At 70.1% G+C, this 25,964-nt stretch carries 25 protein-coding genes and 1 tRNA gene; 3 read left to right on the top strand and 23 right to left on the bottom strand.

All coding sequences use genetic code 11. The annotated features are described in order from the left end of the window. Together VKZ50_01995 and VKZ50_01990 are read right to left on the bottom strand one after the other, a co-directional pair. Positions 1–129: GTP-binding protein (locus tag VKZ50_01995; GenBank protein ID HLJ58481.1), on the bottom strand; the 129-nt coding region annotated here is incomplete at its 3' end. A gap of 109 nt (positions 130–238) precedes the next feature. Beyond that, a tRNA-Thr gene (locus VKZ50_01990) sits at positions 239–314 on the bottom strand. Between the two features lie 508 nt (positions 315–822). Between VKZ50_01990 and VKZ50_01985 the strand changes: the two genes are divergently transcribed. Both VKZ50_01985 and VKZ50_01980 read left to right on the top strand, forming a co-directional pair. Next, the gene (locus VKZ50_01985; GenBank protein ID HLJ58480.1) at positions 823–2,142 is read left to right on the top strand and encodes a tetratricopeptide repeat protein; all 1,320 of its coding nucleotides are present in this window, start codon (positions 823–825) and stop codon (positions 2,140–2,142) included. 46 nt (positions 2,143–2,188) lie between these two features. Then, the gene (locus VKZ50_01980) at positions 2,189–2,830 is read left to right on the top strand and encodes an HAD hydrolase-like protein (protein HLJ58479.1); all 642 of its coding nucleotides are present in this window, start codon (positions 2,189–2,191) and stop codon (positions 2,828–2,830) included. On the opposite strand, the gene VKZ50_01975 is transcribed toward VKZ50_01980, so the two are convergent. The 18 genes from VKZ50_01975 to VKZ50_01890 form a co-directional block, all read right to left on the bottom strand. After that, positions 2,779–3,912, bottom strand: a complete 1,134-nt coding sequence (locus VKZ50_01975; protein HLJ58478.1) for an ABC transporter ATP-binding protein — start codon at positions 3,910–3,912, stop codon at positions 2,779–2,781. The genes VKZ50_01980 and VKZ50_01975 overlap by 52 nt on opposite strands. Beyond that, positions 3,905–5,635, bottom strand: coding sequence for an iron ABC transporter permease (locus VKZ50_01970; GenBank protein ID HLJ58477.1), 1,731 nt, complete (start codon positions 5,633–5,635; stop codon positions 3,905–3,907). The genes VKZ50_01975 and VKZ50_01970 overlap by 8 nt, the downstream gene beginning before the upstream one ends. Positions 5,636–5,653: 18 nt before the next feature. Beyond that, entirely contained in the window at positions 5,654–6,694 is a 1,041-nt protein-coding gene (locus VKZ50_01965) for an ABC transporter substrate-binding protein (GenBank protein ID HLJ58476.1), read from the bottom strand. A 139-nt stretch (positions 6,695–6,833) separates the two neighbouring features. Then, positions 6,834–8,066, bottom strand: a complete 1,233-nt coding sequence (locus VKZ50_01960; protein ID HLJ58475.1) for a sugar phosphate isomerase/epimerase family protein — start codon at positions 8,064–8,066, stop codon at positions 6,834–6,836. 14 nt (positions 8,067–8,080) lie between these two features. Next, positions 8,081–9,154, bottom strand: coding sequence for a sugar-binding transcriptional regulator (locus tag VKZ50_01955; GenBank protein ID HLJ58474.1), 1,074 nt, complete (start codon positions 9,152–9,154; stop codon positions 8,081–8,083). Beyond that, entirely contained in the window at positions 9,151–9,351 is a 201-nt protein-coding gene (locus VKZ50_01950) for a hypothetical protein (protein HLJ58473.1), read from the bottom strand. The genes VKZ50_01955 and VKZ50_01950 overlap by 4 nt, the downstream gene beginning before the upstream one ends. 129 nt (positions 9,352–9,480) lie before the next feature. Next, positions 9,481–10,344 carry a carbohydrate ABC transporter permease gene (locus tag VKZ50_01945; protein ID HLJ58472.1) on the bottom strand — a complete coding sequence of 288 codons (864 nt, stop codon included), beginning with the start codon at positions 10,342–10,344 and terminating at the stop codon, positions 9,481–9,483. Further along, positions 10,341–11,315: a sugar ABC transporter permease gene (locus tag VKZ50_01940; GenBank protein ID HLJ58471.1), complete on the bottom strand. Its 975-nt coding sequence runs from the start codon at positions 11,313–11,315 to the stop codon at positions 10,341–10,343. The genes VKZ50_01945 and VKZ50_01940 overlap by 4 nt, the downstream gene beginning before the upstream one ends. A gap of 43 nt (positions 11,316–11,358) precedes the next feature. After that, positions 11,359–12,648, bottom strand: a complete 1,290-nt coding sequence (locus VKZ50_01935; GenBank protein HLJ58470.1) for an extracellular solute-binding protein — start codon at positions 12,646–12,648, stop codon at positions 11,359–11,361. Positions 12,649–12,791: 143 nt separating this feature from the next. Then, the gene (locus VKZ50_01930; protein ID HLJ58469.1) at positions 12,792–14,291 is read right to left on the bottom strand and encodes a tripartite tricarboxylate transporter permease; all 1,500 of its coding nucleotides are present in this window, start codon (positions 14,289–14,291) and stop codon (positions 12,792–12,794) included. Then, the gene (locus VKZ50_01925) at positions 14,288–14,746 is read right to left on the bottom strand and encodes a tripartite tricarboxylate transporter TctB family protein (protein HLJ58468.1); all 459 of its coding nucleotides are present in this window, start codon (positions 14,744–14,746) and stop codon (positions 14,288–14,290) included. The genes VKZ50_01930 and VKZ50_01925 overlap by 4 nt, the downstream gene beginning before the upstream one ends. Further along, positions 14,743–15,732, bottom strand: coding sequence for a tripartite tricarboxylate transporter substrate binding protein (locus VKZ50_01920; protein HLJ58467.1), 990 nt, complete (start codon positions 15,730–15,732; stop codon positions 14,743–14,745). The genes VKZ50_01925 and VKZ50_01920 overlap by 4 nt, the downstream gene beginning before the upstream one ends. After that, positions 15,729–16,577 (bottom strand): phosphosulfolactate synthase, encoded by an 849-nt coding sequence (locus tag VKZ50_01915; GenBank protein ID HLJ58466.1) that lies wholly within the window; start codon positions 16,575–16,577, stop codon positions 15,729–15,731. The genes VKZ50_01920 and VKZ50_01915 overlap by 4 nt, the downstream gene beginning before the upstream one ends. 244 nt (positions 16,578–16,821) lie before the next feature. After that, positions 16,822–17,940 (bottom strand): enolase C-terminal domain-like protein, encoded by a 1,119-nt coding sequence (locus VKZ50_01910; GenBank protein HLJ58465.1) that lies wholly within the window; start codon positions 17,938–17,940, stop codon positions 16,822–16,824. Beyond that, positions 17,937–18,728 carry an IclR family transcriptional regulator gene (locus tag VKZ50_01905; GenBank protein HLJ58464.1) on the bottom strand — a complete coding sequence of 264 codons (792 nt, stop codon included), beginning with the start codon at positions 18,726–18,728 and terminating at the stop codon, positions 17,937–17,939. The genes VKZ50_01910 and VKZ50_01905 overlap by 4 nt, the downstream gene beginning before the upstream one ends. A 49-nt stretch (positions 18,729–18,777) precedes the next feature. Next, positions 18,778–19,548, bottom strand: a complete 771-nt coding sequence (locus VKZ50_01900; GenBank protein ID HLJ58463.1) for an SDR family oxidoreductase — start codon at positions 19,546–19,548, stop codon at positions 18,778–18,780. Positions 19,549–19,567: 19 nt separating this feature from the next. Continuing rightward, complete coding sequence (locus VKZ50_01895) at positions 19,568–19,849, bottom strand: hypothetical protein (protein HLJ58462.1); 282 nt, start codon at positions 19,847–19,849, stop codon at positions 19,568–19,570. After that, on the bottom strand, positions 19,846–21,282 hold the full coding sequence (locus VKZ50_01890) for an MmgE/PrpD family protein (GenBank protein HLJ58461.1): 1,437 nt from the start codon (positions 21,280–21,282) through the stop codon (positions 19,846–19,848). The genes VKZ50_01895 and VKZ50_01890 overlap by 4 nt, the downstream gene beginning before the upstream one ends. A 331-nt stretch (positions 21,283–21,613) precedes the next feature. Here VKZ50_01890 and VKZ50_01885 point away from each other — a divergent pair, with 331 nt between their 5' ends. Further along, positions 21,614–22,822 (top strand): PrpF domain-containing protein, encoded by a 1,209-nt coding sequence (locus tag VKZ50_01885; GenBank protein HLJ58460.1) that lies wholly within the window; start codon positions 21,614–21,616, stop codon positions 22,820–22,822. 12 nt (positions 22,823–22,834) lie between these two features. On the opposite strand, the gene pobA is transcribed toward VKZ50_01885, so the two are convergent. The 3 genes from pobA to pcaG form a co-directional block, all read right to left on the bottom strand. Continuing rightward, a complete protein-coding gene (gene pobA, locus VKZ50_01880) occupies positions 22,835–24,013 on the bottom strand; it encodes a 4-hydroxybenzoate 3-monooxygenase (GenBank protein ID HLJ58459.1) in 1,179 nt (392 codons plus the stop codon). Positions 24,014–24,015: 2 nt separating this feature from the next. After that, positions 24,016–25,350 (bottom strand): 3-carboxy-cis,cis-muconate cycloisomerase, encoded by a 1,335-nt coding sequence (pcaB, locus tag VKZ50_01875; GenBank protein ID HLJ58458.1) that lies wholly within the window; start codon positions 25,348–25,350, stop codon positions 24,016–24,018. Positions 25,351–25,548: 198 nt separating this feature from the next. After that, a partial coding sequence (gene pcaG / locus VKZ50_01870; GenBank protein ID HLJ58457.1) for a protocatechuate 3,4-dioxygenase subunit alpha occupies positions 25,549–25,964 on the bottom strand: 416 nt, incomplete at its 5' end.

Below are 25,964 nucleotides of genomic sequence, written 5' to 3'. Positions count from 1 at the left end.
CTTCGTCTTCCCCAACGACGCCAGCACCCCCGTGATCGCCGCCGTCAGCGTCGTCTTCCCGTGATCCACGTGCCCGATCGTCCCCACGTTTACGTGCGGCTTCGTCCGCTCAAACCGTGCCTTCGCCATCCCCCTGCCTCCTACGCCCTCGGATATCCCCTGGGGTACCCCGGAACCCGCGCAACCCGCTTCGCCGGGGCGCAAAGCGCCGCAGCGAAACCCGCCACGGGACTGGTCCTGGAGCCCACGACCGGACTCGAACCGGTGACCTTGTCCTTACCAAGGACACGCTCTGCCGCCTGAGCTACGTGGGCCCGCGTGCGCAAATTGATTATAGCAGCCCGAGGGGGAAAGTGAAGACGCAAAACCACGCCCAACACGATCGTTCGCCCGACGAACCGCACGGCGTGTCGCGCGCCGCCCTGCGCCGCCCGCCGCGCTCTGGACAACACCAGCACCGGTCGCGCGTCGTCAGTCTTGAACTCGGCGGAGTGGGTCGCGACGTTCTCCCGGTCGGCATCCCGTTCGGGAATCCGCGCCCACGCGCGATTCAGATGCGCACCGCGCTCGCCGCGCACCGCCCTGTGTGCCGCCCGTGCCGTTTTGTGCGTGGCTGAGATGTCCCGCCGATATTTTACGCCGCCAAACAACGCGACAGGAGTTCTTGACCACATCGCGAACACGCAAATCGCCCGATAGGATGCGGCCGCACCCCGTCAATTCCGCCGTCGAGCCCCTCGTCTCCGGGCAGGACTTCTTTTCCCCTTCGACTAACTTAGCGCCCACTCACTATGAAATCGATTGCCATCTTCGGAGGTTCTGATGTCCTCATTAGGTGAGCGCATCCGCGCGCGTCGCAAGGAACTTGGGCTCACCCAGTCCCAGCTCGGAGGGCCAGACCTCACCAAGGGGTTCATCAGCCTCGTGGAGAAGGGACGCGCCAAGCCGTCGATTGAAACGCTCGTCCTGCTGGCTCGCCGGCTTCAGAGACCCGTCGGCTACTTCCTCGAAGAACGCACACCGCTCGATCGGAAGGATCTGGACGTGCTCGTCCGGTCCGCTTGGGTCGCGCTGAAGCGGGGCGAGTTCACGAACGCCGCAGACGCATTCACGCAGGCGCTGGGGATCGCGCAGCACCAGCATGATGGGGCCTCCGAGGCCGAATGTGCGATCGGCCTCGGTTCGGCGCTGGCATGTCTCCGCCAGTTCGACCTCGCCCGCGAGAATCTCACGCACGGCCAGACACTGGCCGACACGATCCGGGATCCGTACCTCATGGCGCGGGCGATCCACGCGCAAGGCCTGCTCGAATACTACGAGCGGAACCTGCCCGCGGCACGGGCGCACTTCGCCGATGCGTACCGGCGCCTCCAAGAGTGCGGGTCGCCGGATCGTTCGCTCGCCGGCGGGCTACTGCTGAATCTCGGGGACACGCATCGGGAGAGCGGCGACTACGCGGAGGCGTGGCGCTGGTACGGCGAGGCGCTTGAGATGCTGGCACCGACGCAGGATCTTCAGCGGATCGGGGCGGCGCACGTGCAATTGGGCGCGGCCCAGCGGGACGGGGGAAACTACGACGCGGCCCTTGCGCATCTCTCCCGCGCGGAGCACATCTTCGAGCTGCTCGAGGACACCCGGCTGCTCGCGCAGGCCCGCACGAGCATCGGCCTCATGCTGCTGGAGCGCGGCGAGGCCTCCGACGCGCTCACGCACCTCCGCGCCAGCCTGCGCATCAAGGAACAGCTCGCCGACGATCCAGGCCGCGCGCGCGCCTTGACCGAGGTGGCGCGGGCGCTGATCGCGGCTGGCCAGCCCGCGGAGGCAGAGCGGGCCCTCGGGGACGCAGAGCGTCTCGCGCAGAAGGTCCAGGACGTCGTGGAGCGCGCGCGCATCCAACTCGTCCGGGCGCGATTGCTCCGCGGCCAGGGCCGCGCGGCCGACGCGGTGCGCCACTACACGCAGGCGATCGAGGTGTTCGAGGCACAGGAGATGCGCGCGGACCTGGCAAGCGCGTGCAACGAACTCGGGGAGCTGCTCATCGAACAGCACCGCCCATCCGAGGCCGCGCCCTATCTGGCGCGCGCCCTGCAGGCGATGCGGACGGAAAAGAACCCGGGCCCGGCGTCCCCGTCGCGTTCCTGATGGACGCGAGGGCACGCGGCGCGACCCCCGCCGGGTGGAATCGTTGATGGCCGTGCGCACGGTCCTGTTCGATCTCGACGGCACGCTGATCGACTCCCACCACCTCATCATCGCGTCGTTCCGGCACGCGTGCCGGCAGGTGCTCGGCCGCGAGATAACGGACGAGCACGCGCAGGTCCGATGGGGGCAGCCGCTCGGGGTGCGCTTCGCCGCCGTCGCACCCGACTGCGTGCCCGCGCTCGTCGATGCGTACGCCCAGTACTACGACCGGCACGAGCGCACGCTGGCGTCCGTGTTTCCCGGCGTTCCGGAGCTGTTGGCGGCGTTGGCGGGTCGCGCGTGCGCGATCGGCGTGGTCACCTCGAAACGTGGGCGCGCCGCGGCGCAGGCGCTTCGCGTGCTCGGGCTCGCGCCGTGGATCACCACCTCGGTCGGCGCCGAGGACGCGCCGGCGCCGAAGCCCGCGGCCGACCCCATCCGGGTGGCGCTGCGTCGCCTCGAAGCCGTTCCGGAGTCGTCGTTGATGGTCGGCGACGCGCCGTTCGACCTCCAGGCGGCTCGGGCCGCGGGCGTGCGGAGCGCGGCCGCGCTCTGGGGCGCCCGGGACATCGAGACGTTGCTCGCGTGTGCCCCGGACTACGTGGCGCGCTCGCCCGGCGACGTCGCGTTGATCGTCGAGTCCGCGTAGACGACCGCCCGGCGCACCGCGAGGCGCACGTCGTCGCCCGGACGGACCGGTCGGTCTGCGGGACCCTCGACGCGCACCGCGAGCGTACCGACCTGGACTACATACTCGAGACGGTTGCCGAGGTAGGTCGCGCGAACAACACGCCCTCGCAGCACGCCGTCCGGCGCCGTCTCCAATGCCTCCGGTCGGATACATACGAGTACGCGGCGTCCCGGCCCGCCCTCGACGGCGGCGGCGACGGTCAGCACGTGCGCAGCGCTCCCGTCTAGGAGACGGATGCGCGCCTGCGGGGACCCGCCCGCCACGATCTCGCCGGGCAGGAAGTTGGCAGCGCCCACGAACGCAGCCACGGCGGGATCGGTCGGCCGCTCGTACAGATCGCGCGGCGAGCCGACCTGGGCAACTCGGCCCGCGAGCACGACCGCGATCCGGTCCGACAACGCCATCGCTTCGCTCTGGTCGTGCGTGACGTAGACGATGGTGATGCGCAGTCGCGCGTGGAGGTCTCGGAGCTCGGTGCGCAGTTCCTCGCGCAGCTGCGCGTCGAGGTTGCTGAGCGGTTCGTCCAACAGCAACACCGCGGGTTCCATCACGAGCGCACGGGCCAGCGCGACGCGCTGCTGCTGACCGCCCGACAACTCGTGCGGGTAGCGAGCGTCCATCCCGTCGAGGTGCACCAGGCCGAGCGCGTCGCGCGTCCGCCGCTCCATTTCCGCGCGGCCGAACCCGCCCCGACGCAGCGGATACACGACGTTCTGCGCCGCTGTGAGGTGCGGCCACACCGCGTAGCTCTGAAACACCATGCCCATCCCGCGCCGCTCGGGCGGCACGACGATGCGCTCCTCGGCCGACGAGAGGACGCGGCCCCCCAGCACGATCCGACCGGTCGTCGGCGACACGAAGCCAGCGATCATCCTGAGCGTGGTCGTCTTGCCGCAGCCGGATGGGCCGAGGAGTGTGAGGAACTCCCCGTCCCGGATCGCCAGCGAGAGGTCGCGCACCGCCCACACCGCCGTTGCGTCGGGGGACCGCCGCGGCGGGTCGAACGACTTCCCGACCCGCTCCAACAGGAGGTCAGCCACGGGTCGCTCCGGCCGCGCCGCGCAGCACGGCCCGCGAGGCGAGGTTGACGGCGAGCAGCAGCATCGTCACAAGGAACGCCAACGCGGCGGTGAGCGCGATCTTCCCCTCGTCGTTCAGCCCGAAGATGACAACGCCCAGGGTCTCGTTGCCCACGGAGAACAGCAGGATCGACAGCGTCAACTCGGCGACCGCGGGGATGAACGCCAGGATCCACCCGGCGCCCAAGCTCGGCCGGATGATCGGCACCACGATGCTGAGGAACGCGTCGAGCGGCCCGGCGCCGCTGACGCGGGCCGCCTCCTCGAGCGTCCCCTGCACCTGAGCCAGGCCGGCGAGCACCGTCCGCACGCCCACCGCCAGGAAGCGCGCCACGTAGGCGAGGAGAATGATCCAGAGGGTGTCGTACAAGCGTATTCCGACCAGCGGCACGGGCCGCAGATACGCCAGGATCATGCCGAGCGCGACAACCGTGCCGGGGATCGCGTACGGGATGGTGATCACCAGGTCCAGCACCGCACCACCGCGTACCCGCGTCCGCGTCAAGATGTAGCCGATCCCGACTGCCAGGCCGAGAATCAGTGTCGCCGAGCCGGCCGCGAGGCCGAGGCTGTTGGCGAGCGCCCGCTGCACCTTGGGCACGCCCGTCATCACTTCCGCGTAGTGCGCCAGCGTCAAGTTTGCCAGCGCCGGCGGCAACCCGTACGCCCGGACGAGCGACGTCAGGAGAATCGCGGCGAGCGGCAGCACGATGCTCACGACCGCCAGCGCGCCGAGGCCCACCGCGACCGGGTAGCGCCAGCGTCCCAGCGTGACGAGCGACTGGCCGCCGGCCTGACCGCCGACGACCGCGAACACGTTCCGACGCTGGAGCCGCCGCTGCACCGCCAGGAGCACCCCGGCGATGACCACCAGCCACATCGAGAGCGCGGCGGCCACGTTGAGATTGTCGGGTTGGTCGAAGTTCAGGATCGTGGCGTAGATGCGAGTGGTGAGCACGAAGTACCGAACCGGAAAGCCGATCACCACCGGAATTCCGAAGTCCCCCAACAGGGACATCAGGAGCAGCAGCGCGCCCGCCAGGACGCCCGGGAGCATCACGGGCACGGTGATCTCGCGGAACACGCCCCACGGGCCCGCGCGACCCATCCGTGCCGCCTCCTCGAGCGCGGGGTCCATGCGCTCGAGCACGCCAAGCGCGGCAAGAAACACGATCGGATAGCCGTACAGGATCATGACACCGATGATGCCGCCCGGCCCGTACACGACGACCAGTGGTTCGGACGACCCCGTGATCGCCATCCAGAGCCGGTTGAGATATCCGACCGGACTCAGCAGGTACACCCACGCGATCGCGCCGATGAACGGCGGAATCATATACGGCAGCAAGAGGATCGTGCGCCAAGCCGCCCGGCCCGGCACGTCGGTCCGGCTGATCAGCCAGGCGAGGGCGACGCCGAGCACGGTGCCGCCCGTCGTCGCCGCCACGGAGACAACAAGACTGTTCCACAGCACCGCGTAGACCTGCGGATCAACGGCGATCCGCGCATAGTGGGCGAGCGAGGGCCGCCCCGCGGCGAGGAAGGAATGGGCGACGAGCACGCACGCCGGGTAGACGACGAGCGCGCCCAGCGCCACCGCGGCCGCCGCGACGAGCGCGACCAACCCGGCGCGCGCCCAGCCGAGTGCCCCGGTTCCCCGCCCGACCCGGGCCGCGATCGCCATCCCGCGCGCTCCGCGCCGCTACTGAATGCCGAAGATCTCGGTAAACGTCTTCTTGATGTCCTCGCGGTGCTGCGCGATGTACGGGAGGTTCGGCTGGATGATCTTGATCGAGGACAGCGGCGGCACACCGGGCGGCAGCGCGACGCCGGGCAGGACCGGGATGTACGACCGTTGCACGAACAGCGCCTGCGCGGCCGGGGTGTACAGGTAGTTCACGAACGCCTGCGCCGCCACGAGGTTCCCCGTGCCCTTCACGATCGCGACGGGCGTCGGGATCACGAGCGCACCCTCCGACGGTACGATGTAGTCAACCGGCGACCCGTCCGCCTTCGCATGCCGCACGAAAAAGTCCACGATCTGCGCGACCACGACCTCGCCGGACGCGAGCTTCTGGAGAACGTCGCCGTTGGCCTGGATGATCTGCATATTGTTCTGCTTGAGCGCGCGGTAGTAGTCCCAGCCGAACCCCTTCATGCTGGCGAACGTGCCGACCCCCGCAAACGCCGCACCGGAGACAAACGGGTTCGGCATCCCCGCCCGTCCCTTGTACCGCGGTTTCGCGAGGTCCCACCAACTCGTGGGTTTGAAGTGGACCGCAAGCGTGTTGTAGCCGATCACGTTGAAGATCAGGCGCACCTCGTGGTACTGGTTGCCGTCGTAATGGAACTCCCGCGGGACCCCGTGGGCCGCCGGCGGCGCGTACGCGCCAAGCTGCCCTTTGGTGGAGAGATCGTGGAGGAACCCGGGATCGGCGAACCACAGCACGTCCGCCTGGATCCGGCCCGCCTGCTCCTCCGCCTCGATCTTCGCCTCCACGGGGCCGGTCCCGGCGCGAAAGATCTTGACCGTGACGCCGGGGGTGCGCTTCATGAAGTCGCCGGCCAGCGCATTGACGTCGTCCTCGGACTCCGAGGTATACAACGTGATCGTACCGGACGGCGCCGGGGCGGCCGCAGCCCTGGCATCCGGCAACGGCACGGTCCATGCACCACCGAGACCTAGCCCGAGCGCGGCCAACGCCGCCACAAGCCAATGCCGCAACGTCCGCCACCGGTCCATCAGCGTCTCCACCCCCCACCCGTCCGCCCCGGCGTCACTCGGGGAGCGCGCCGCGGCATACCCCGTATCGTTTCCGGTCCGCGCATCCGCGCTCCTGTGTTCGGCGCTCGGTCCGGCGTGAAAGTTGGGTGAAACTCCCCTACCCGGTCCCGCCGGCCGGCACCGACGCGGCGTCTCCAGGCACCGCCGCGGCATCCCGCCAGAGCTCTTCGAACCGCGCCTTGTTCCAGCGCGCCAGGTCGTCGCCCGCACCCATGGAGTGGCCTTCGCACGCCACGGCGCCGTCGTAGGTTCGAAGAGCCGCGAGTACGCGGACGAGATCGCGCGCCCCCTGGCCGAGCGGCAGGTGCAGGCGGGACTCATCGGCGTCGCTCAGGTGCACGTGCGTGATCCGCTCCAGCGTCCCGATGAACGCCACCTCATCGGTGCCCCACGGGATGTGCGCCACGTCCAGTGCCGTACCGACGTTGTCCCGGCCGGTTTCCCGGACGAGCCGGTTGGCGTCGGCCGGAGATACTACGTACTCGCCTTGCCGCGGCTCCATGTGTTCGACGGCGAGGCGCATGCCGTGCTCCCCAGCGTGGTCGGCCAGCTCGCGGACACCAGCGACCAAGTCCGGCCAGTACCGCTCGGCGTCGTCGTACGGCATGGTCGCATGGCCCGGGTGCATCACGACCGTCGCCACGCCGATCCGGGCCGCGAGCCCAATCGAGTGGTGAAGCGCGGCCAGCGACGCGGAGCGGATCGCGTCCAGCCTGGACGTCGTGTTGAGATCCCAGCTGAGCGCGTGCAGGGTCAGGACGAGCCCCAGGTCCCGCGCCTGCCCGCCGACCGTCGCCGGATCGCTCGCCGTCTCGCTGAGATGGTAGTCCCACAATTCGACGCCGTCGTACCCGAGTTCGCGCGCGGTCGCCAAGATCTCCAGAGGGTCGTGCGCCCACATGAGCGGTGCGCTGAGGAGCAGCCGGCAACGGCGCTCGACCGGCGGCAGGTCCCCGAGCGGGACGGAGAGCGCGGGGCGCGCGCCCCGGAGCGTGGCGCGCCTGGGGCGCACGATGTCCATCGTGGCGCGAAACTCTGCGGCAACACGGAACGGTTTCGTGAGGACCCGACCGGGCAGCCGTGCGATGAACTCCCGCGGTTGCCGCCGGAACTCGGTCGTGATCTCGAACGGCTTCGCGAGGAGCCTCCGCATGACGCTGTCGACGTACTGCTCCATGAACTGGAGCGTGTCCACCGCCACGGCCCGGCCGCAGACGATGCAGAACACGCGCGACACAGCGCCCCCGCCGGACACCACCAGGTGCGGCGTGGTCCGGTGGCAGTGTCCGCAGTGCAGCTGGACCTCGTAGCGGTCGTGGGCCTTCGGCATGGCGTCGCTGGGCGCTACCGGCCCGTCGTCTCCGAGCGGCGGCCGACCTCGTTCAGCGCGGACACTCCGCGCGCCCGCCGGACGTCCCGCCCGGCGGCGCCGTTCCCGCGCACCCCGACGTACCGCGCGCCTGCCGCGGCGGTGCCGGCCTGCGCCAGCCGAAGCACCGCGCGCGCCGCCAGGTAGTCTGTGACGAGCACGTCCACAAGACCGCCGCGGAGGGCCCCGAGGATCGCCTCGGCCTTTTCCAGCCCGCCGGCGACTCCGATCACGGTCGGAATCCGCCGGAGGTCGTCGAGCGTCACGGCCAGGATCCGCGCGTCCAGGGTCTCGCTCGGCGGCGCCCCGTCGAGGCCGAACGCCCGCGTGCACACGTCCCCCACCGCACCCTGCCGCCGCAGCGCGCCGATTTCCGCGGCGGCCACATATCCGCTCTCGATGAGCGTCGACGAGGGAACGAGCGCCCCGATCCCGACCAGCGCGACGTGCACGCGTCGAGCGAGGTCCAGCACGTGGTGGATCCGCGGGTCCGAGAGGAGTGCATCCCGGACGCCGCGGTGGGCGACGATCGCAGGAGCATGGAGCAGATGCACGCGTCCGCGATGCGCCTCTCCGAGGCGCCGCGCCAGCTCGTTCGCGTGAATGCCCGGTGCCGCCTGGCCGAGCCCGCCGACGAGCGGCACCACCGTCGTCCTGAGCGGACGCGGGCGTACATGGTCGATCACGGCGCCCAACGTCATACCCCACGAGATCCCGATGCGTTCGCCGCCTCGCAGCAGGCGGTCGAGATATGCGGCGGCGGCCCGCCCGAGCGCACGGCGCGTCGCGGTCGGCGACTCGCTCCGGCTGCCGATCACGACCGCTTCGCGCAGATGGAACATCTCTTCGAGCCCGTGTTCGAGCGGGTGATAGGTGCCGTCCGGGGGGGTGACCTCAATCCGGACGATCCCGGTGGTCCGCGACCGCGTCAGCAACCGCGACACGGTCGGCCGCGAGAGCCCGAGCCGCTCCGCGATCGTCTGCTGGGTCAGGTTCCGCAGATAGTAGAGGTCGGCGACTTTCGCCATCAGGGCCCGGGCGCCGCTCACGACGTCGCCTCCGCCTCACCCACCAGGGTGTCCCGGCGGCGCCGCAGGCGCACGATCGTCAACGGGTCGGCGTGCGCGACCGCGAGCCGCACCATCCGATCGGCACGCGCGCGCCCCAGGGGGCCCGCGCCGGCCCAGACGGTCCTGATCGGACGGCCGTCCCGCTCTCGCTTCCGACGCGCCATCAAGATGCCCATGAACAGGTGTGCGCTTCTTGAATGAATGTGCACCGGACCAGATTCGGGAACCGGGCGCGGGGTTCCTGTCCAGGGGCGCCGACAGCGTGACGGCGCGACGCGTCATCGAGCCGTCACGGTCGGTCCACGTCAGCCTTTTACCGCGCCGGCGAGGATCCCGCGCACGAAGTAGCGTTGCAGGCCGAAGAAGACCCCAAGCGGCAGGACCATCGACACGAACGCGGCGGCGGTCAGGAGCTCCCATCCGCCGCCGAGAGAATTGACGAGATTGCTGATCGTCACCGTCAGCGGCGCGACTCGAGGGTCACCGCCCAAGTAGATCAGCGCCACGAGCAGATCATTCCAGACCCACAGGAATTGAAAGATCGTCAGCGACACCACGGCGGGCAACGCCATCGGCAGCACGACGCGGAAGAACGTGCTCGTCGCGGACGCGCCGTCGATCGCGGCGGCGTCGATCACGTCTTTGGGGAGCGCGCCGATGAAGTTCCGGAGCAGGTACACCGCCAGGGGCAACCCGTACCCGGTGTGCGCCAACCAGACCGCCGGGAAGGTTCCCGTCAGACCGAGGGCCGTGAGCAGGCGGAGGACGGGGATGAACGTCGTCTGCAGCGGGACCAAAAGCAGCGCGACCACGCACGCGTACACGATGCTCCGTCCTGGAAACGTCATCCACGAGAACGCATGCGCCGCGTACGCTGCGACGAGCACCGGGAGCACGGTGGCCGGGATCGTGATGATCAGGCTGTTGAGAAAACTCACCCCGATGTTGTCGGAGGCGACGACCTGCGCGTAGTTGGCCAGCGTCAACACCGGGTGCCAGAACACGGTCCACCACCCGGTTGCGTTCACGTCGCGGGCGGGACGAAAGGAACTGACCAGGAGCCCGACCGTGGGCGCCAGCCAGATCGCGCAAACCGCCCAGAGCACGAGGTGTACCGGCAACAACCTCAGGGCTCCCGCGCGCCGCGGGGTGGCGGGGCGTCCGCTCATCGGAACGCGTCCTCGCGCGCCGCGCGCCGCATCACGGCCACCACGAGCGGGATGGTACCGACCAGGAGGATCGCGGCGAGCGCGCTCGCACGCCCGGGGTGCCGGAACGTGAACAGCTCGCTGTACATGCGATTGGCCACGACGTCGGTGCCGTAGTTGCCGCTCGTCATCACGTACACGACGTCGAACACTTTGAGCGCGGTCACGAGCATCGTAATCGCGATGGACGCGACGACCGGCGCGATGCCCGGCAGCTGCACCTGGCGGAAGACCCTGGCGTCTCCGGCGCCGTCAATCCGCGCGGCCTCGATCAGTTCCCGCGGAACGTTCTTGAGCGCCGCGGACAGGACGACCGCGCAAAATCCCGTCCAAATCCAGACGCCGACCGCGATCAGCAGCGGCGTGTTTTCCGGAGACAACGTCAGCCACGCTCGGGGGGTGAAGCCCGGCACGATCGCGACCAACAGCGCGTTCAGCGCGCCGATCTGCGGCGCGCCCGCCGGGCGGAATTCGTACACGAACTTCCAGATGACCCCCGCCGCCGTGAACGACAAGGCCATCGGCAGGAACACGATCGCTTTGACGACCGCCTCGTACCGAACCCGGTCGGCGAGCACGGCCACCGCGAGACCGAAGCCGACGGAGAGCCCGGTGAACCCAACGACCCACAGCATCGTATTCCACAGCGCGCGGAGCGTGTCGGGATCGCTCAGGGCGATGCGGTAGTTTGCGAACCCGACCCACGTGCGCCCGGCCGCGTCCCGAAAGCTGAGCGCCAGAGTGTCCACCACCGGGTAGACGAGGAACACCACGAGCAGGAGCAGCGCGGGGCCGACCCACAACCACGGCCGGACGAGCCGCTGCCGCCCGGGCGCGAGCCGGCGCAGCGCCGCTTCGGCGCAGAGGATGTACGCCGCAGACGCCACCGGCGCGCCGATGACTACCGCGAGCAGAGTTTCGGTGCGCTCCATCGCCGCCTCACGAGGTCCGGAACGCCCGCCGGGCCGCCCCTCGCTACTTGTAGTTCTCCCGCGAGACCTGTTCGAGGCGCCGCAGGATCTCCGTGAGCCGCGCGGGGTCGCGCACGTAGTCGAGGGTCGCCTTGTAGAAGGCGTCGGTGACGGCCTGCGGCATCATGTCGGAGGCGTCGAACCGTGCGGCGTCGGAGGTCACCAGCATCTCGGCCGCGCGGCGGCTGAGCGAATCGGGATAGGCGGTCAGCGGGACCCCGCGGTTCGGCGACAGAGCGGCCCCGCGCTTCACCCAGATCTCCTGCGCGGCCGCCGTGGCAAGATAGCGCACCAGCGCCCGCGCCTGCGGCGTGTCGTTGAACATGCCCACCAGATCGCCGGCCACCTCGACGTCCGTCGCGTAGGCGGGCGCGATCGTTGGGAAGGGGAAGAATGCCACATCGCGACCCGGTTGGAGCTGCGGGTACTGTGTGTGGATAAAGTCCTGAATGAACGTCGCCTGGAGGTGCATGTAGCACCCTGGAGGGGTGACGAACATGGGGAACGGCGCCTGGCCGAAGTTTGTTGCCAGCTCGGCTGGCGTGCCACCGTAGACGTTCTTGGGGTTCGCGGCGATCTGCCCGAACCGCTGCCATGCGGCCCTAACCCGCGGATCTGTCCACGGAATCTCGTGTCGGTACCACTGCTCGTACACACCCGGTCCGGCCGCGCGGAGCAGGAGGATCTCGATCCAATCGGTTGCCGGCCACCCGGTGGCCGCACCGCTCTCGAGTCCCACGCACCACGCCGTCTTCCCGCCGGACGCGATCGCCTGCGTCAGGGACAGCAGCTGCCCCCACGTGCTCGGCACCTGATAGCCGGCGGCGGCCCAGGTGTGCGGATCATACCAGACCAGCCCTTTGACCGCGGTCTTGATGACAATGCTGTAGAGTCGCCCGCCAACACTCCCGAGGTCGATCCAGGTGCGTGTGTACTCGCGTGCCATCTCCCCTGGATCGACGGCGTGATCGAGCGGCTTGAGGCTGCCGGCGCGCGCGAGCTCCGCGATCTGCCCGGGCCCCGGCAGGGCGGCGAGGTCTGGCGGATGGCCTCCCTGGACCCGGGCCGTCAGCACCGCGTTCAGGTCCCGCGTGCCCTCGTACTGAACGGTGATGCCGGTCCGCGTCTCGAACGGCTTCACCATCGCGCGAAAGCTGTCGAGTTCGGATCCGCCCCAGACGCCGAGCACACTGACGGCACCGCCGCGGGCGCCTCCCGTGGTACCGGGCCGGGCGCACGCGGCGAACAGCAGCGCGCACGCGACCCAGGCTAGCGCCGCGAGTCCTTTCCCCATCGCCGCGCCCCCCTTCTCAGGGTGTCCGCGATCGGCGGCCGGGGCAGGGTCCGGAACGGCCCGGCCCACCCATAACATAGGTACCCCGGAAACGGACAAATCGCCACATCGGGGATGCCGACGCGCGGGATCGGTCTGGTGGGTCACGCGTCTCCTGGCGAGATCGGTGGGCGTCCCTGTTCGCGACGCCGTATACGCAGGGCGTAGAGGATCGAGAGCACGCTGGCCGCGAGGAGCGATGCGGATATCGGGCTGCTCAGGAACACGCCGAAGCTTCCGTGCGAGATGATCAGCGCCTGTCGTGCGTTCGTTTCGATCACTCCGCCGAGGATTAGCCCGAGGATCAATGACGGAATCGAGTAGCCGAGCGCGTCCATGAAATAGCCGACCGCGCCGAACAGCAGCGTCATCCACACATCGAACACGTTCGACCGCGCCGTGTAGGCACCGACCATGCAAAGTACAAAGATCGACGCCGCGAGCACGTGACGGGGGAGCGACACCGTGCGTGCCCATATCTGCGTGGTGAGCAGGCCCATGATCCACAGTGCGGCCGTGGAGATCAGCAGTCCCGTCAGGAGCTCGTACACCACATCGGCGTGCTGCCGCATCAACAACGGACCTGGTTGCAGGCCGGCGATCATCATCGCGCCGAGGATCACCGCGGACGTCGGTGTCCCGGGCACCCCGAGCGTGAATGCCGGGATCAAAGTCGAATGCATGACCGCGGCGTTCGTCGCCTCGGGGGCCACGATGCCCTCCGGAGTGCCGGTGCCGAAGCGTTCGGGATGCCGGGAGATCGATTTCGCCGCATTATACGAAACCCACGGGGGCACGCTTCCCGAGAGCCCAGGCAGCAGGCCGAGCACGAATCCCACAACCGTACCCAACACCGTCGGTCGCAGCACCGCCCGGAACTCGCGCCTCGAAATCCACACCCGGTAGCGGTTCCCCAATCCTGTGGCGGGCGCGGGCGCGGGGCCGCTCAACAGCCGGACAACCTGCGGCAAGGCGAACACGCCCACGAGCACCGGAAGCAGCGGGACGCCGTCAAACAGACCGGGTTGATCGAACGTGTACCGGTGCGCGTTGGTAATCAGGTCGGTGCCGACCGTGCTCAACAACAACCCGAACAGCCCCGACAGCAGGCCCTCCAGCGGAGCGCTGGCGCTTAAGGTGCCGACCATCGTCAGCGCGAACACGCCGAGCACGGCGAATTCCGCAGAGCCGAGCGCAAGAGCGACGATCGACGCGGGTTGGGCGAGCAAGAACATCCCTAGGATGCCCGCGTACGAGGCGAAGATCGCCGCCCACAGAGAGTAGCCGAACGCCTTGCCGGGCGCGCCCGCCCGATTGAGCGCGTACCCATCCAGGATCGTCGCCGCGCTGTTCGGGGCCCCCGGAGTGCTGACCGCGATGGCCGTGATCGAGCCCCCATATTCGGCCGCCTGGTAAAGGCTGACATAGAACAGCAGCGCCTCGGCCGGTCTCAGGAAGTAGCTGAGGGGCAGCAACAATCCGATCCCCACCGCTGGTCCGATCCCGGGCAACGCGCCGATGAAGATACCCACCACGGTGCCCGCCAGGAGCGCGGCCAGCGTCGGCAGGGCGAACACGGCGTGGAGCACGACCCACGGGCTCACGGCAACAGACCGCGGGGGAACTGGACCTGAAACAGCCTCGTGAACACGACGTACACCACCGCGACAAACGCCGCCTCAGCGATCGCCAGACGGATCGCCCGCACGCCGCCGCCGAAGCCGACCACCAACGCGACCGCGAGCGCGACGGTCGTGGTGACGAATCCGATCTCCGGCATCAGGATGCCGTAGGCGGCAAAATACGCGAGGTGAATGAACAGGGATCGATCCAGCGGCCACCGGCGCGCCGCCCGGTCCCGAGGCGGCACCGCCAATCCCACGAGACCGAGCACCATGATCCCGCCGCTCGCCACGCGCGGCAGCAACGCTGACCCACCGCCGCCGCTGGACCCGAAGCCAGCCGTTTGTTCCCACGCCGCCGCGCCGAGGATGACGAAGACTGCGAACGAGACGCGGCGGGCGATCTGCCTGGGCCGCTCGTCTTCGCGCCCGATCACTTGTGGCCTTGCGAGAGGCGCTTCGCGATCGCCGCCGTCGCCTCGACCTCTCGTTCGAGATAGGTTTGAAAGGCGCTCGGCCCCAAGAACAGGTCCACTTGCGCGTACTTCTTCTCGAACTCGGCCCACGCCGCGGTGTGGCGCACGGTATCGATCCCGGTCGCCAACCGGGCCAGGACCGGGTCCGGCACGCCGCTGCGGGTCACGACACCCCGCCAAACGTACTCCACGAGCGGATAGCCGGCGCCCGTGAACGTGGGCGCCGTCGGGAGCGGTGTGTACGGCGGTTTGGCGGCGAGGGCCAAGTAGCGCATCGTCCCCGCCTGCACATTACCGAGCGCGTTACTCGGCGCGGTCATGCCGGCGTCCAGGTGGCCTCCCAGCACCGCCGTCACCACTTGGCCGCCGCCCGCAAACGGTACCCACGCCACGTCGATGCCGGCGGCATCGGCAAATTCGACCTCCGCCTGGTGGTTGACCTCGACAACACCGGGGCCGCCGATCACCAGCTTGCCTGGGCTGGCCTTCGCCGCCTGGACGAAGTCAGCGAGCGACCGAAACGGGCTGCTGCTGCGTACGAACAGGGAGAGCGCCTCTCCATCGAGCCGCACGATCGCCGCGACGTCCTTGACGGCGTAGTGGGCATCGCCGCTCGCGAGGATGAACGAGAGCGTCCGCGTGTCCAACAACAGCGAATACCCGTCCGCGGGCCTCGTTTCCACCTGCGTGAGCGCAACCCCGCCGCTCGCGCCGGGCGCGTTCACGACGATCACGGGCTGATGAAACACGTCGCGCAGGCCGAGGGCGAGCACGCGCGCTTCGATATCGTTCGTCGAGCCCGCCGCAAACGGCGTGTAGATCGTGATGGTCCGAGTCGGATAGGCATCGGCGGCACCCAGCGCCGCAGGCGCGTCGCCGAACCCTCCGAGCATTAGAACCACCCCCGCGGTGATGGTCAGGGCCGTTCGCACGGCGCGTCCGATCATTGCGCACCTCCCATCGCGACCGTAGTCCAGCCTCGGCGCTCGCCGCCTTCGAGCTCGGCCAGCGCGGTCACCCACGTGTAGCCGCCTTCCCGACTCAACGTACGGCGCGTCGGTTCGAGCTTCATCACCATCTCGGGCGGAATATTTGGCCCGATGTTGACGTCGGGGCCGAACGTGTGCAGGAACCACCGCTGGTGTGCGGGCGTTTCGGCCTCGAAGGTCAGGTGGCGCAGGCCAACCGCCTCCACGAGGTCCACGATGTAGCGCGCGGTCGGCAGGTGTCCGTCGGGACCGAGCAGCAGATCGGTGTAGGACCGCTCCACGACGACCTTCGTCGCCCCCCACTCGAGGAGCTGGCGAATCTCGGCGACGAGCTCTTCCAGGTCCGGCGCCGCGCCCGGGTATTTGTCGCCCACCTCCCACAACACCTTGAGCCCCGTGCGACCGGCCTGCCGCAACACCTCGCGGCGCGTCGGCGGGGCGATGGTGATCATGTTCTCCGAACACTCCACGGCCGAGCACCCGAACGCGGCGATCGCGTCAAAGTACCGATCGACAAGGCCCTTGATCATGGCGATCTCAAAGACGATCCCGCCGGGGAGCACATCGATCGCGTGTTGCCGGTAGAGCCGGACCTTCCGGCTCGTGAGATCGTTCGAGTCGCGGCTCGCGGTGAGCACGAAGAAGTGCCGCAACTTCATGTAGTCGATGAACGGCCCCACCGACTCCACCAGCGCCTTCGCGGTCTCGAATCCCAGACCGTCATCCCGCGCGATCGTGATCCCGGTGTCGCGCGGCTTCCCCGGCCGATCAGGAACCGGCAGAAACGACAACACTCGATCCATGGTCCAGTCCTCCTCCCTGTGCCTCACGCGCATCCCGCCTCTCCGGCGCGGGCGCGGCCCCCACCTGCTCCCGTGCCACCTCTCGTGCGTACCGCCGGCGGTGCGACGGCCTGCTGCGGGCCGTGCCCGTCGCCCCGGCGGGAGCCTCCCACGCCATGTTGGGGCGGTGCGCGTCGCGAACGTCCGGATGCGGGCAGGCTCCGCGCTCCACCCGTGCACGGCCGTGGCACTCGGCGACCGGCCGCTAGGAGCACCGGTAACGCTCCACTTTGCCGGGATCCAGGGTCACCCCGAGGCCGGGGCCCTGGGGCACCGCCACGATGCCGTCGATCATCTCGATGTCGTGCGTGATGATGTCGTCCGCGAGTCGCTCGCGCGGCGTCCCGTATCCAACCGGTTCGGACAGGTTGGGCAGGGCGGCGGCAAAGTGCAGGATCGCCGCCGTGCCCGGCCCGAGCGGGTGCTTGCTGCCGAGCGTTACGGGGAGGCCGGCGGCCTCGGCGGTCTCGGCGATCTTTCGCGAGAGGTAGAAGCCGCCGTTCTTGATCACCTTGATGCAGACGACGTCGGCCGCCCGCTCGCGGGCCAGCCGGATCACGTCCGGCGGCGTCCACGCACTCTCATCCGCGATCACCGGGATCTCCAGCGCGTCGGCGACCTTGGCCATCCCGTCAAAGTCCCACCACGCGCACGGCTGCTCCACCGCCCGAATGTGGTAGCGCTGTTCCATGCGGCGCAGCACCGGCACCGCGACGTCCGCAGTGTATCCGCCGTTCACGTCCACCTCGAGCGGATAGTCCGTCCCGACCGCGTCGCGGACCGCGGCCACGCACTCGAGATCCGCGCGCGGATCAAACCCGGCCTTCACGGTAAGGCATGCGTACCCGTCGGCCTTCTTCCGAAGCGCGTCGGCGGCGACCGCGGCCGGCGTGCCGATGCTCAGGCTGCGCGACACCGAGACCCGGTCGCGAAACGCGCCGCCCAGGAGCTTGTAGACGGGAATACCGTACGCGTGGCCCAACAGATCAAACAGGGCGTTGTCCACGCCGCACTTGGCGCACAGGAACCCCGTCCGACCCCAGTTCGCGCGCTCCAGCGCCGCGATCGCCCCCGCGACGTCATGCGGGTCGCGGCCGAGCAGCAGCGGCGCAAAGTATGAGCGAATCGAGGACACGATCGCCTCCACCGTTTCGCCGCCGCGCTCGGGCACCGTGACGCCGGTCTCCCCGATCCCGGTCACACCCGTGTCGCTGCGCGCCTCGACGAGGACCCGGCGGGCCTTTCGCACCGTGCCCGGCGAGATGGTGTAGGGCGTCTTGTACGGCACCTCGACGAGGTAGGCGTCGATCGCGATGATCTTCATGCGCACCCCTTCCTGGTACTAGATGTCGGCCGCGATGCACGGTATCCTAGCGTGCGCGAGATGCGGTCCGCCGCGGCGACGACCGCCGGCGCCGCCCGTTCCATCGCGCGCCGCGTCCACCGGGAGGTCGGTCCGGCGCATGCCAGAACCGCGATCACCGTGCCCAGCGCGTCGCGCACCGGCGCCGCGACCCCCGACACGTTCACGGCACGCTCATCGACGCTGACCGCATAGCCGGCCCGGCGGACGCGCGCCAGTTCAGCGCGGAACTTCCGAGCATCCGTGATCGTGTGCGCCGTGAGCGCCCGCAGGCCGGCGCGCAGGTAGCGGTCGAGATCGTCCGCCGGCGCGTGCGCGAGCAGAACCTTCCCGGCCGACCCCGCGTGCAGCGGCAGCGGCACGCCGAGCGCGGCGACCCAGCGCAACTCCTGCGGGCTCGGGACGACCTCGATGCAGACCCGATGGTCGCCCGAGCGAATGTGCAGCCCCACGGTCTCCCGCGTCGAGCTCACGAGCTCCCGCATCACCGGCAGCGCGACGCCGCGCAGGCTCATCCATCCCGTCGCGAGCTGCGCGAGCGCGAGCACGCGCGGCCCGGGGCGGTACCCCACCCCGGATTCGTCCAGCGCCACGATGCCGGCGCCGGCGAGCGTGGAGAACAGACGCGAGACCGTGCTGCGCGTCAGGCCCAGCCGCCGGCTCGCCTCGCCGACGCGGATCACCGGGTGTTCGGACGAAAACAGCGCCAGCAACTGACCGGCCTTGGCGATCGACCGGATGGCGGTCACGCTGTCACGTCCAGCGGCTCGGTGATGTCGGCGGGGGCGCATCGCCGCCTCATACAAACATCATGCCGCCGTTCACGAGAATCGTCTGGCCCGTCACGTAGCCGGCGGCTTCGGAACAGAGGAAGGCGCACACGGCCGCGACCTCCTCGGCGCTACCGGGCCGTCCCGCCGGGACCCGGTCCAGCCATCGACGGCGGAACTCGGGGTCGAGCGCCCCCGTTTCGTCGTCGTAGTACGGCCGTTCGTGGCTCCGCTCGAGAAGACCGGGCGCCACGTGGTTGCACGTGATCCCGAACTCCGCGAACTCGTTCGCCACGGCGCGCGTGAATCCGACCAGGCCGCCCTTCGCCGCGGCGTTCGCCGACTTGTATTTCGTGCCCCGAAGGCCCGCCTGCCCTCCGACGTTGACGATGCGGCCCCACCGCCGTCCGACCATGGCATCGACGAGTTCGCGAACACAATAGAAGGCGCTGAACAGGCTCGTCCGCAGTATGAGATCCCACTGTTCGTCGGTCGTTTCGCGAAGACGGTGCATCGGGGCGATCCCGACGTTGTTGACCAGGATGTCGATTCCGCCGGTGCGCTCGAGAACCTCGCGCCCGAGCGCCCGGACCTGGTCCGGGTTGGAGACGTCGGCGACGACCAGGCACGCGTCGACGCCCCGGCCGGTGAGCGCGTTCACCACGGCCTCGCCCTCCGCACGCGCCGCGCGCACGTTGACCACCACGTTGACGCCCTCGCGCGCCAGTGCGTCCGCCACGGCCGCCCCGATGTTTCGGCCGGAGCCGGTGACCAGGGCCCACTTGCCGCGTAGCGCCATCGGTCCCTTTCCCCCCCGGTTACGCCCTCGCGTGCGCCGCGCGCGTGGCGATGTCGCTTGTCGCGGCGGTCGCTTTCGCCAGATCCGACTGGACGACGGGCGCGTCGAAGGACGGGTCGACGTGCCCGTCGTGGCGCGAGAAGGTGTCCCACGCCGGCGTCGCGCGGACAGCGTCGACCGCGGCGGACAGGGCTGCCAACGCGCCCGCCCGGCCGCCGGGGCGCGCCAACAGACCGCCAGTCACGAACCGAATGCCCGTCGTCCGCACGCGGGTACTGCCGTCCGCAGGCCCGCGAATCATGACGCCCCCCTGGCCGTGCCGGCGCGGACCGGGTCGGCGATCGGTCCCGCCGTCCGTGCGGTGGAGCCCGGGGAGGTCCATCGCCGGAGCCACCGGCCGACGGCCGTGACGCGCGCGGCCCGATCCACGCCCCGGACCATGTCGATGAACCTCCGGGCGTGCAGTCGGTCGGCGTCGCCGCCGAGCAACCCAAGAAATTTCGCCGTCAGCGCATCGGGGGCGATCGGATTCTGCGGCGATCCGCTCGGCCAACGCACCTGCGTGCTCCGCGCCGTGTCATCCTGAAAACGGACGGTTACGCGGGACTGCATCATCGCGGGATGGTGAGACGTAAACGCGGCGTTTGCCGACACGCGCACGCGCCGCGCCAGAGCCCGGACGGTCGGCCGCTCGCGGGCAGGTGCCGCGAAGCTCTCCAGGGTCAGGGCGTTGTCGAGCAGCGCGGACGCGACGCAAAACGGAATGTTCAGTTGAGCAGCGAGCGCGGAGTCACGCGGCTCCGTCGTGACCAGCCACTCCTGGAACGCGTACTCGTAGGTCTCGACCTCCACCGCTGCGACGCGCTCGGGATTCACCGAGGTCGCACCGCGGATTGCAAGCGCCGCGTCGATGGCACCGTGCGCCTGACGGCACGCCGGATAGGGCTTGATGTAGCATTCCAGCAGCGCGAGCCAGGGCCGGTCGGCGAGGTCTGACCGCTGCTGACCGCCCTCGCCGCCGAGCGTCGCCAGAAACCCGAACCGGCCGTCGACGCTATCCCGCGCACCGCGCAGCCCCTCCCGCGCGAGGAGGGCGGCGTGGACGCCGTTCCTCGCGGCCAGACCGGCGTGGAGGTGCTTGGTGGGCGCCCCGTCGGCGCGATACTGCGCCAGCCCGGCCGCCTGCGTGCACGCCAGGTGTGCAGCGTCCACAATCTGCGCGTCCGAGAGCGCAAGCGCGAGCCCCGCGGCGACCGCTGCTGCCACGGTGTTGCACGTGCCGGTCGGGTGGTACCCGCGCTCGCGGTGGGCGCGCCCGGCTAGTTGACTCAGCCACACCGCGACTGCATATCCGCCGACGACGGCGCCGATGAACGCCGCGCCGCTCGCGCCCTCCGACTCGGCGCACGCGAACGCGGCGGGCACGACCACCGCGCCAGGGTGGATCCACAGGTGTCCGTCGTCGAGGTCGATGCTGTGCGCGGCCACGGCGTTCGCGCAGGCCGCGCTCACGGGATCCGTGGTGCGGCGTCCCGCGATCACGGTCGCGCGACCGCGACCGCCGACGGCCTGCACCACGCGACGCACCGCGCCCGCGTGATCGGTGCGCGCCCCGGCGATGGCGACCCCCACGGTGTCCAGCACGTGGGTCGTCGCGGCGACGATGGCGTCGGCGGGCCACGGGCCGCTTCGTGCGGCCGCGGCGATCCGCCGGATGGTCTCGGCGCCGGTCATCGCCGGCGCGCCGGGTCCATGGCCGGACCCGGCCACGAGCCCACGGCGGCGCGGCCACGTGGGGCGGTCGTCAACGCGAATCTCCTCCTTCACGCCCCGCCGGTTGCGGCCCAGATGGCGGTGCGCGTTGTTGCATAATGCGCAACACAGTGCAGATCACCCTGTCTTCCGTTCGCAGACCCCGGGCAGATTCCTGCCCCGCGGGCGCACGGGCGGCGACCCCGGAGATGCGAGCGACGTTCTCGCCCAAAGGCGCCGTGCTATAATGCGACACGACGATTCGTGCGACGCGGTTCCGGACGTGCCACGGATCCACGGAGGTGACGGTCGCATGCAGCGACGCGTCCGAGCGGTCGTGATGCGGGGCGGAACGAGTCGGGCAGTGTTCTTCCACGAAGCCGACCTCCCGCGAGACGCCGAGACCAGAGACCGGGTCATCCTGAAGATCTTCGGGGGCGGGGATCCCTACGGCCGGCAAATCGATGGCCTCGGCGGCGCCACGTCCGTCACGAGCAAGACCGCGATCATCGGCCCCGCCTCCGTCCCCGACGCGGACGTGGATTACACCTTCGGCCAGGTCGGCGTCACGTCACCGCTCATCGACTACGGCGGCAACTGCGGCAACATCTCGTCCGCCGTCGGCCCCTTTGCCATCGAGGAGGGACTCGTGCGGGCCACCGACCCCGTGACCACGGTCCGCATCTGGCAAACGAACACCCGCAAGCTCATCGTCGCGCGCGTGCCCACCGACGATGGAGCCCCGCAGGTCGAGGGCGATCTTGCGATCGACGGCGTACCGGGCACCGGCGCCATGATTCAGTTGGAGTTCATCAACCCGGCCGGGGCGATGACGGGCCACCTGCTCCCGACCCGTCTGCCGGTCGAGTCCCTGGACGTGCCGGGAGTTGGGCCGGTCACCGTGTCGCTGGTCGACGCCGCGAACCCCGTGGTGTTCCTGCGCCCCGCCGATCTCGGACTTCGCGGACCGGAACTGCCGGACCAAGTCGACCGCGATCCGGCGATGCTGGCGAAGATCGAGGCGGTCCGCGCCCACGCCGCGGTCCGCTTCGGCCTCGCCACGACGCCAGAGGACGCGACCGCGACGAGCCCGGGCGTGCCGAAAGTCGCGTTCGTCTCCCCGCCCGCAGCATACACGTCCGTCCGCGGGGACCAGGTCGCCGCGGACGACATCGACCTCGTCGGCCGCATCATGACCATGGGGCGGCTGCACCGGACGTACGCGTTGACCGGCGCGATCTGCACCGCCGTCGCCGCCCACGTCGAGGGCACGCTCGTCCACGCGGCCGCGCGCCCCGGTGACCCAGGAGCGCGGACGCTGAGGATCGGCCACCCGTCGGGGGTCATCGAAGTTGGCGCCGAGGTCCGGCGGCGCGACGGCGAATGGCTCGTCGACCGGGTGATCACCCGCAGGACCGCGCGGCGTCTTATGGAAGGGGTCGCGCTCGTCCCACCGTCGGTCTGGCCCGAGAGCGTCGAGCGCGGTGAGGCCGCGCGAACCCCAGGCCGCGGACGGCGGTGACCGGGCGCCCCGTCAGTCGTCGTCGAACGGCAGGCCGACGTAGTTCTCGGCGAGCGCCGTCGACGCGGCCCGGGAGCCGGTGATGTAATCGAGCTCGGCGCGGTGGAGCCGGTCGAAGAACTCCCCATCGCTGGACCGGTGGAGCATCGACGTCATCCACCACGAGAACCGCTGCACCTTCCACACGCGTCGCAGGCAGACGTCGGAATAGCGCGCCAAGAGATCGGTCCGCCCCGTTGTGTAGAATGTCTCGAGCGCCCGAGCGAGAACCGCGACGTCGGCGGCCGCGAGATTGAGCCCCTTGGCGCCCGTCGGCGGCACGATGTGCGCGGCGTCGCCTACGAGGAAGAGACGTTCGTACTGCATCGGCGCGACGACGAAGCTGCGCATCGCGGTAATCCCCTTCTGCACCACCGGTCCGTCCCTGAGCGTCCAGGCATCGTCCCGCTCGAACCGCCGCCGCAGTTCGTCCCAGATCCGCTCGTCCGACCACCCGTTGATGTCCTCGTCCGGAGCGCACTGCAGGTAGAGGCGAGACAATTCCGGCGACCGCATGCTGAGGAGCGCGAACCCGCGCTCGTGGCTCGAGTAAATCAGCTCATCGGACGCGGGCGGCACCTGGGCGAGAATACCGAGCCAGGCGAGCGGGAACGTGTGCTCGTAGGCCGTGAGCACGCCGGCCGGTACCGTCGGGCGGCAGACCCCGTGAAACCCGTCGCACCCGGCGATGAAGTCGCACCGAAGGTCCTGGGCCACCCCGCCGCGGTCAAAGCGGATCCGCGGTGCGGGCGTGTCGACGTCGAGCACCTCGACGTCCTGGACATCGAAAAAGATGCCGCCGCCCGCGCTCAGGCGGGCCGCGATCAGATCCTTCACGACCTCGTGCTGGCCGTATACGGTGATCGTCCGCCCGCCGGTGAGCCCGCTCAGGTCGATCCGATGATCGCGACCGCCGAAACGCAGCACGATGCCGTGGTGCACGAGTCCTTCGCGCGCCATGCGCGCGCCCACGCCCGACGCCGACAGGAGATCCGCCGTGCCCTGCTCGAGCACCCCCGCGCGAATGCGGGTCTCGCAGTACTGCCGGCTTCGGATCTCCACGACGACGGATTCGATCCCGCGCAGATGGAGCAGATGCGAGAGCAGCAGCCCTGAGGGCCCCGCTCCCACGATGCCCACCTGGGTACGCATCGCTACGCCCCGCCGGCCTCCGCCGCCTGCACCGTCCGATGGTGCGCCAGCGCCCGATCGATAAACGCCTCGGCGCTCCCGAGGTACTCGGATGCGTCGAACGCCCGCGCCATCGCGTCCGGAGTGAGTGCCGCGCGAATCCGCTCGTCTTGCGCGGCGACGGTACGGAGGTCGGCGCCGGTCCCGGCGGCGCGATCGCAGGCGGCCTGCACGAGCCGGTACGCCGCGTCCCGCCCCACGTGCGGTGCAAGCGCCATCGTCAGCGCCTCCGCCATGATCAACCCGCCCGTCAGCGCCAGGTTCGCCGCCATCCGGCCGGGGGCGGCGGCGAGGACGCGCAGCGCGCGGGCGACTCCCTCCACCGCGCCCCCGGTGAACCGAAAGAGCTCGGGCACCGCCCGCCACTCCGCCTGCCAGCCGCCGACTGCGCGCTCGTGCTCCTGCGCCATCGCGTGAAAGATCACGGGCACGACGCCGATCGCGAGCCGCGCGGCGGCGAGCGCGGCGGTCGCGTCCACCGGGTTGCGCTTGTGGGGCATCGCGGAGGAGCGGCCCGCCTCCCCCGGCGCGGGCGCCACTTCCCCGACCTCGGTCTGCGCGAGCAGCGCCACATCGGTCGCGATCTTCGCCATCGCCCCCGCGGCGATACCGAGCGAGGCGGCGACCTCCGCGATCCGGTCGCGCTCGGCGTGCCACGGAAGCTCGGGCACCGCGAGCCCCAATTCCGCGGCCAGCAACTCCATGACGCGGACGCCGTTCCGGTCGAGCGACGCGAGCGTGCCCGCCGCGCCGCCGAACTGAACGGCGAGGGTACGCACCCGCAGCCTGGCCAGCCGCTCCGCCGAGCGCGTCACCAGCCCGAGCCAACGCGCCGCCTTCAGCCCGAACGTGATCGGCACGGCCTGCTGCAGGAGCGTTCGGCCGACCATCGGCGTCCGCCGGTGCCGCTCCGCCAAGGCGGCGCACGCCGACGCGACGTCCAACATCCGCGCGGTCACGTGGCGAAGGCCGTCGCGCATCTGCAGCACCGCGGCGGTGTCGATCACGTCCTGGCTCGTGGCGCCCCAATGGACGAAGCGGCCCGCCTCGCCGCCGACGAGCGCGGTCAGCATGCGCGCGAGAGGCACCGCGGGAGAGGCGGCCAGCACCGCGTCCCGGTACACCGCCTCGACGTCGAACAGATCGAGCCGACAGCAGGCGGCGATCGCGGCGGCCGCGTCGGCAGGGATCAGCCCCGCGCGCGCCTCGGCGCGCGCCAGCGCGGCCTCGACATCGAGCATTCGCTGCAGGTGCGCCGGGGCCGAGAACAAACGCGACAGCTCCGGCGACGCGAACATCGCCTCGCCGAGATCGGTCACCCCAGGGACCACGCCGGGCTCCGCCGGCCTACATGATGCCGCGGCCGGGATCGCGGGAACACCGCGGGCGTCAGGCCCCCGGAGAAGTGGCGACCTGTTCCACGCGGCACCACATCCGCCACGCTGCGCGACCTCCCATCACGAGGAAATCCCCGCGGCGCGGGCCGGGGGAGGACGTCACAGATCGAAGAAGACCGTCTCCGCGTCGCCCTGGAGCACGATGTCGAAGCGGTAGACGACATGGCCGCCGGTCGCCCCACGCGCGGCGACCAGGCTGCGTCGCCGGTGCTCGGGAACTCGTTGCAGGATCGGATCCTCGAGGTTTCCCGGCTCGTCCTCGAAGTAGATCCGCGTCAGCAGGTGGTTGAGGAGGCCGCGCGCGGAGACCGCGACGTTGATGTGAGGCGCCTGCCACGTCTCCGCGGTGAACGGCACGAGGCCGGGCTTCACGGTCTCGAACCAATACGCCCCGGCATCGTCGGTGGCCGCGCGTCCGAACCCGACAAAGGCGGGGTCGAGCGGCACCGACCGCCGGTCGATCGGGTGCCGGTAACGCCCGCGGGCGTTGGCCTGCCAGATCTCTACGATCGCGT

The organism is bacterium (assembly GCA_035295165.1).
GTDB lineage: Bacteria > Sysuimicrobiota > Sysuimicrobiia > Sysuimicrobiales > Segetimicrobiaceae > JAJPIA01.
The sequence above is the reverse complement of the archived record's forward strand: the minus strand, read 5'-3'. Positions and strand labels throughout refer to the sequence as shown.

Coding starts and splice junctions, on each gene's coding strand:
- VKZ50_01985 (HLJ58480.1), top strand. CDS start 823: ATGTCCTCATTAGGTGAGCGCATCCGCGCGCGTCGCAAGGAACTTGGG.
- VKZ50_01980 (HLJ58479.1), top strand. CDS start 2,189: ATGGCCGTGCGCACGGTCCTGTTCGATCTCGACGGCACGCTGATCGAC.
- VKZ50_01970 (HLJ58477.1), bottom strand. CDS start 5,635: ATGGCGATCGCGGCCCGGGTCGGGCGGGGAACCGGGGCACTCGGCTGG.
- VKZ50_01965 (HLJ58476.1), bottom strand. CDS start 6,694: ATGGACCGGTGGCGGACGTTGCGGCATTGGCTTGTGGCGGCGTTGGCC.
- VKZ50_01960 (HLJ58475.1), bottom strand. CDS start 8,066: ATGCCGAAGGCCCACGACCGCTACGAGGTCCAGCTGCACTGCGGACAC.
- VKZ50_01950 (HLJ58473.1), bottom strand. CDS start 9,351: ATGGGCATCTTGATGGCGCGTCGGAAGCGAGAGCGGGACGGCCGTCCG.
- VKZ50_01945 (HLJ58472.1), bottom strand. CDS start 10,344: ATGAGCGGACGCCCCGCCACCCCGCGGCGCGCGGGAGCCCTGAGGTTG.
- VKZ50_01940 (HLJ58471.1), bottom strand. CDS start 11,315: ATGGAGCGCACCGAAACTCTGCTCGCGGTAGTCATCGGCGCGCCGGTG.
- VKZ50_01935 (HLJ58470.1), bottom strand. CDS start 12,648: ATGGGGAAAGGACTCGCGGCGCTAGCCTGGGTCGCGTGCGCGCTGCTG.
- VKZ50_01920 (HLJ58467.1), bottom strand. CDS start 15,732: ATGATCGGACGCGCCGTGCGAACGGCCCTGACCATCACCGCGGGGGTG.
- VKZ50_01915 (HLJ58466.1), bottom strand. CDS start 16,577: ATGGATCGAGTGTTGTCGTTTCTGCCGGTTCCTGATCGGCCGGGGAAG.
- VKZ50_01910 (HLJ58465.1), bottom strand. CDS start 17,940: ATGAAGATCATCGCGATCGACGCCTACCTCGTCGAGGTGCCGTACAAG.
- VKZ50_01900 (HLJ58463.1), bottom strand. CDS start 19,548: ATGGCGCTACGCGGCAAGTGGGCCCTGGTCACCGGCTCCGGCCGAAAC.
- VKZ50_01895 (HLJ58462.1), bottom strand. CDS start 19,849: ATGATTCGCGGGCCTGCGGACGGCAGTACCCGCGTGCGGACGACGGGC.
- VKZ50_01890 (HLJ58461.1), bottom strand. CDS start 21,282: ATGACCGGCGCCGAGACCATCCGGCGGATCGCCGCGGCCGCACGAAGC.
- VKZ50_01885 (HLJ58460.1), top strand. CDS start 21,614: ATGCAGCGACGCGTCCGAGCGGTCGTGATGCGGGGCGGAACGAGTCGG.
- pobA (HLJ58459.1), bottom strand. CDS start 24,013: ATGCGTACCCAGGTGGGCATCGTGGGAGCGGGGCCCTCAGGGCTGCTG.
- pcaB (HLJ58458.1), bottom strand. CDS start 25,350: ATGTTCGCGTCGCCGGAGCTGTCGCGTTTGTTCTCGGCCCCGGCGCAC.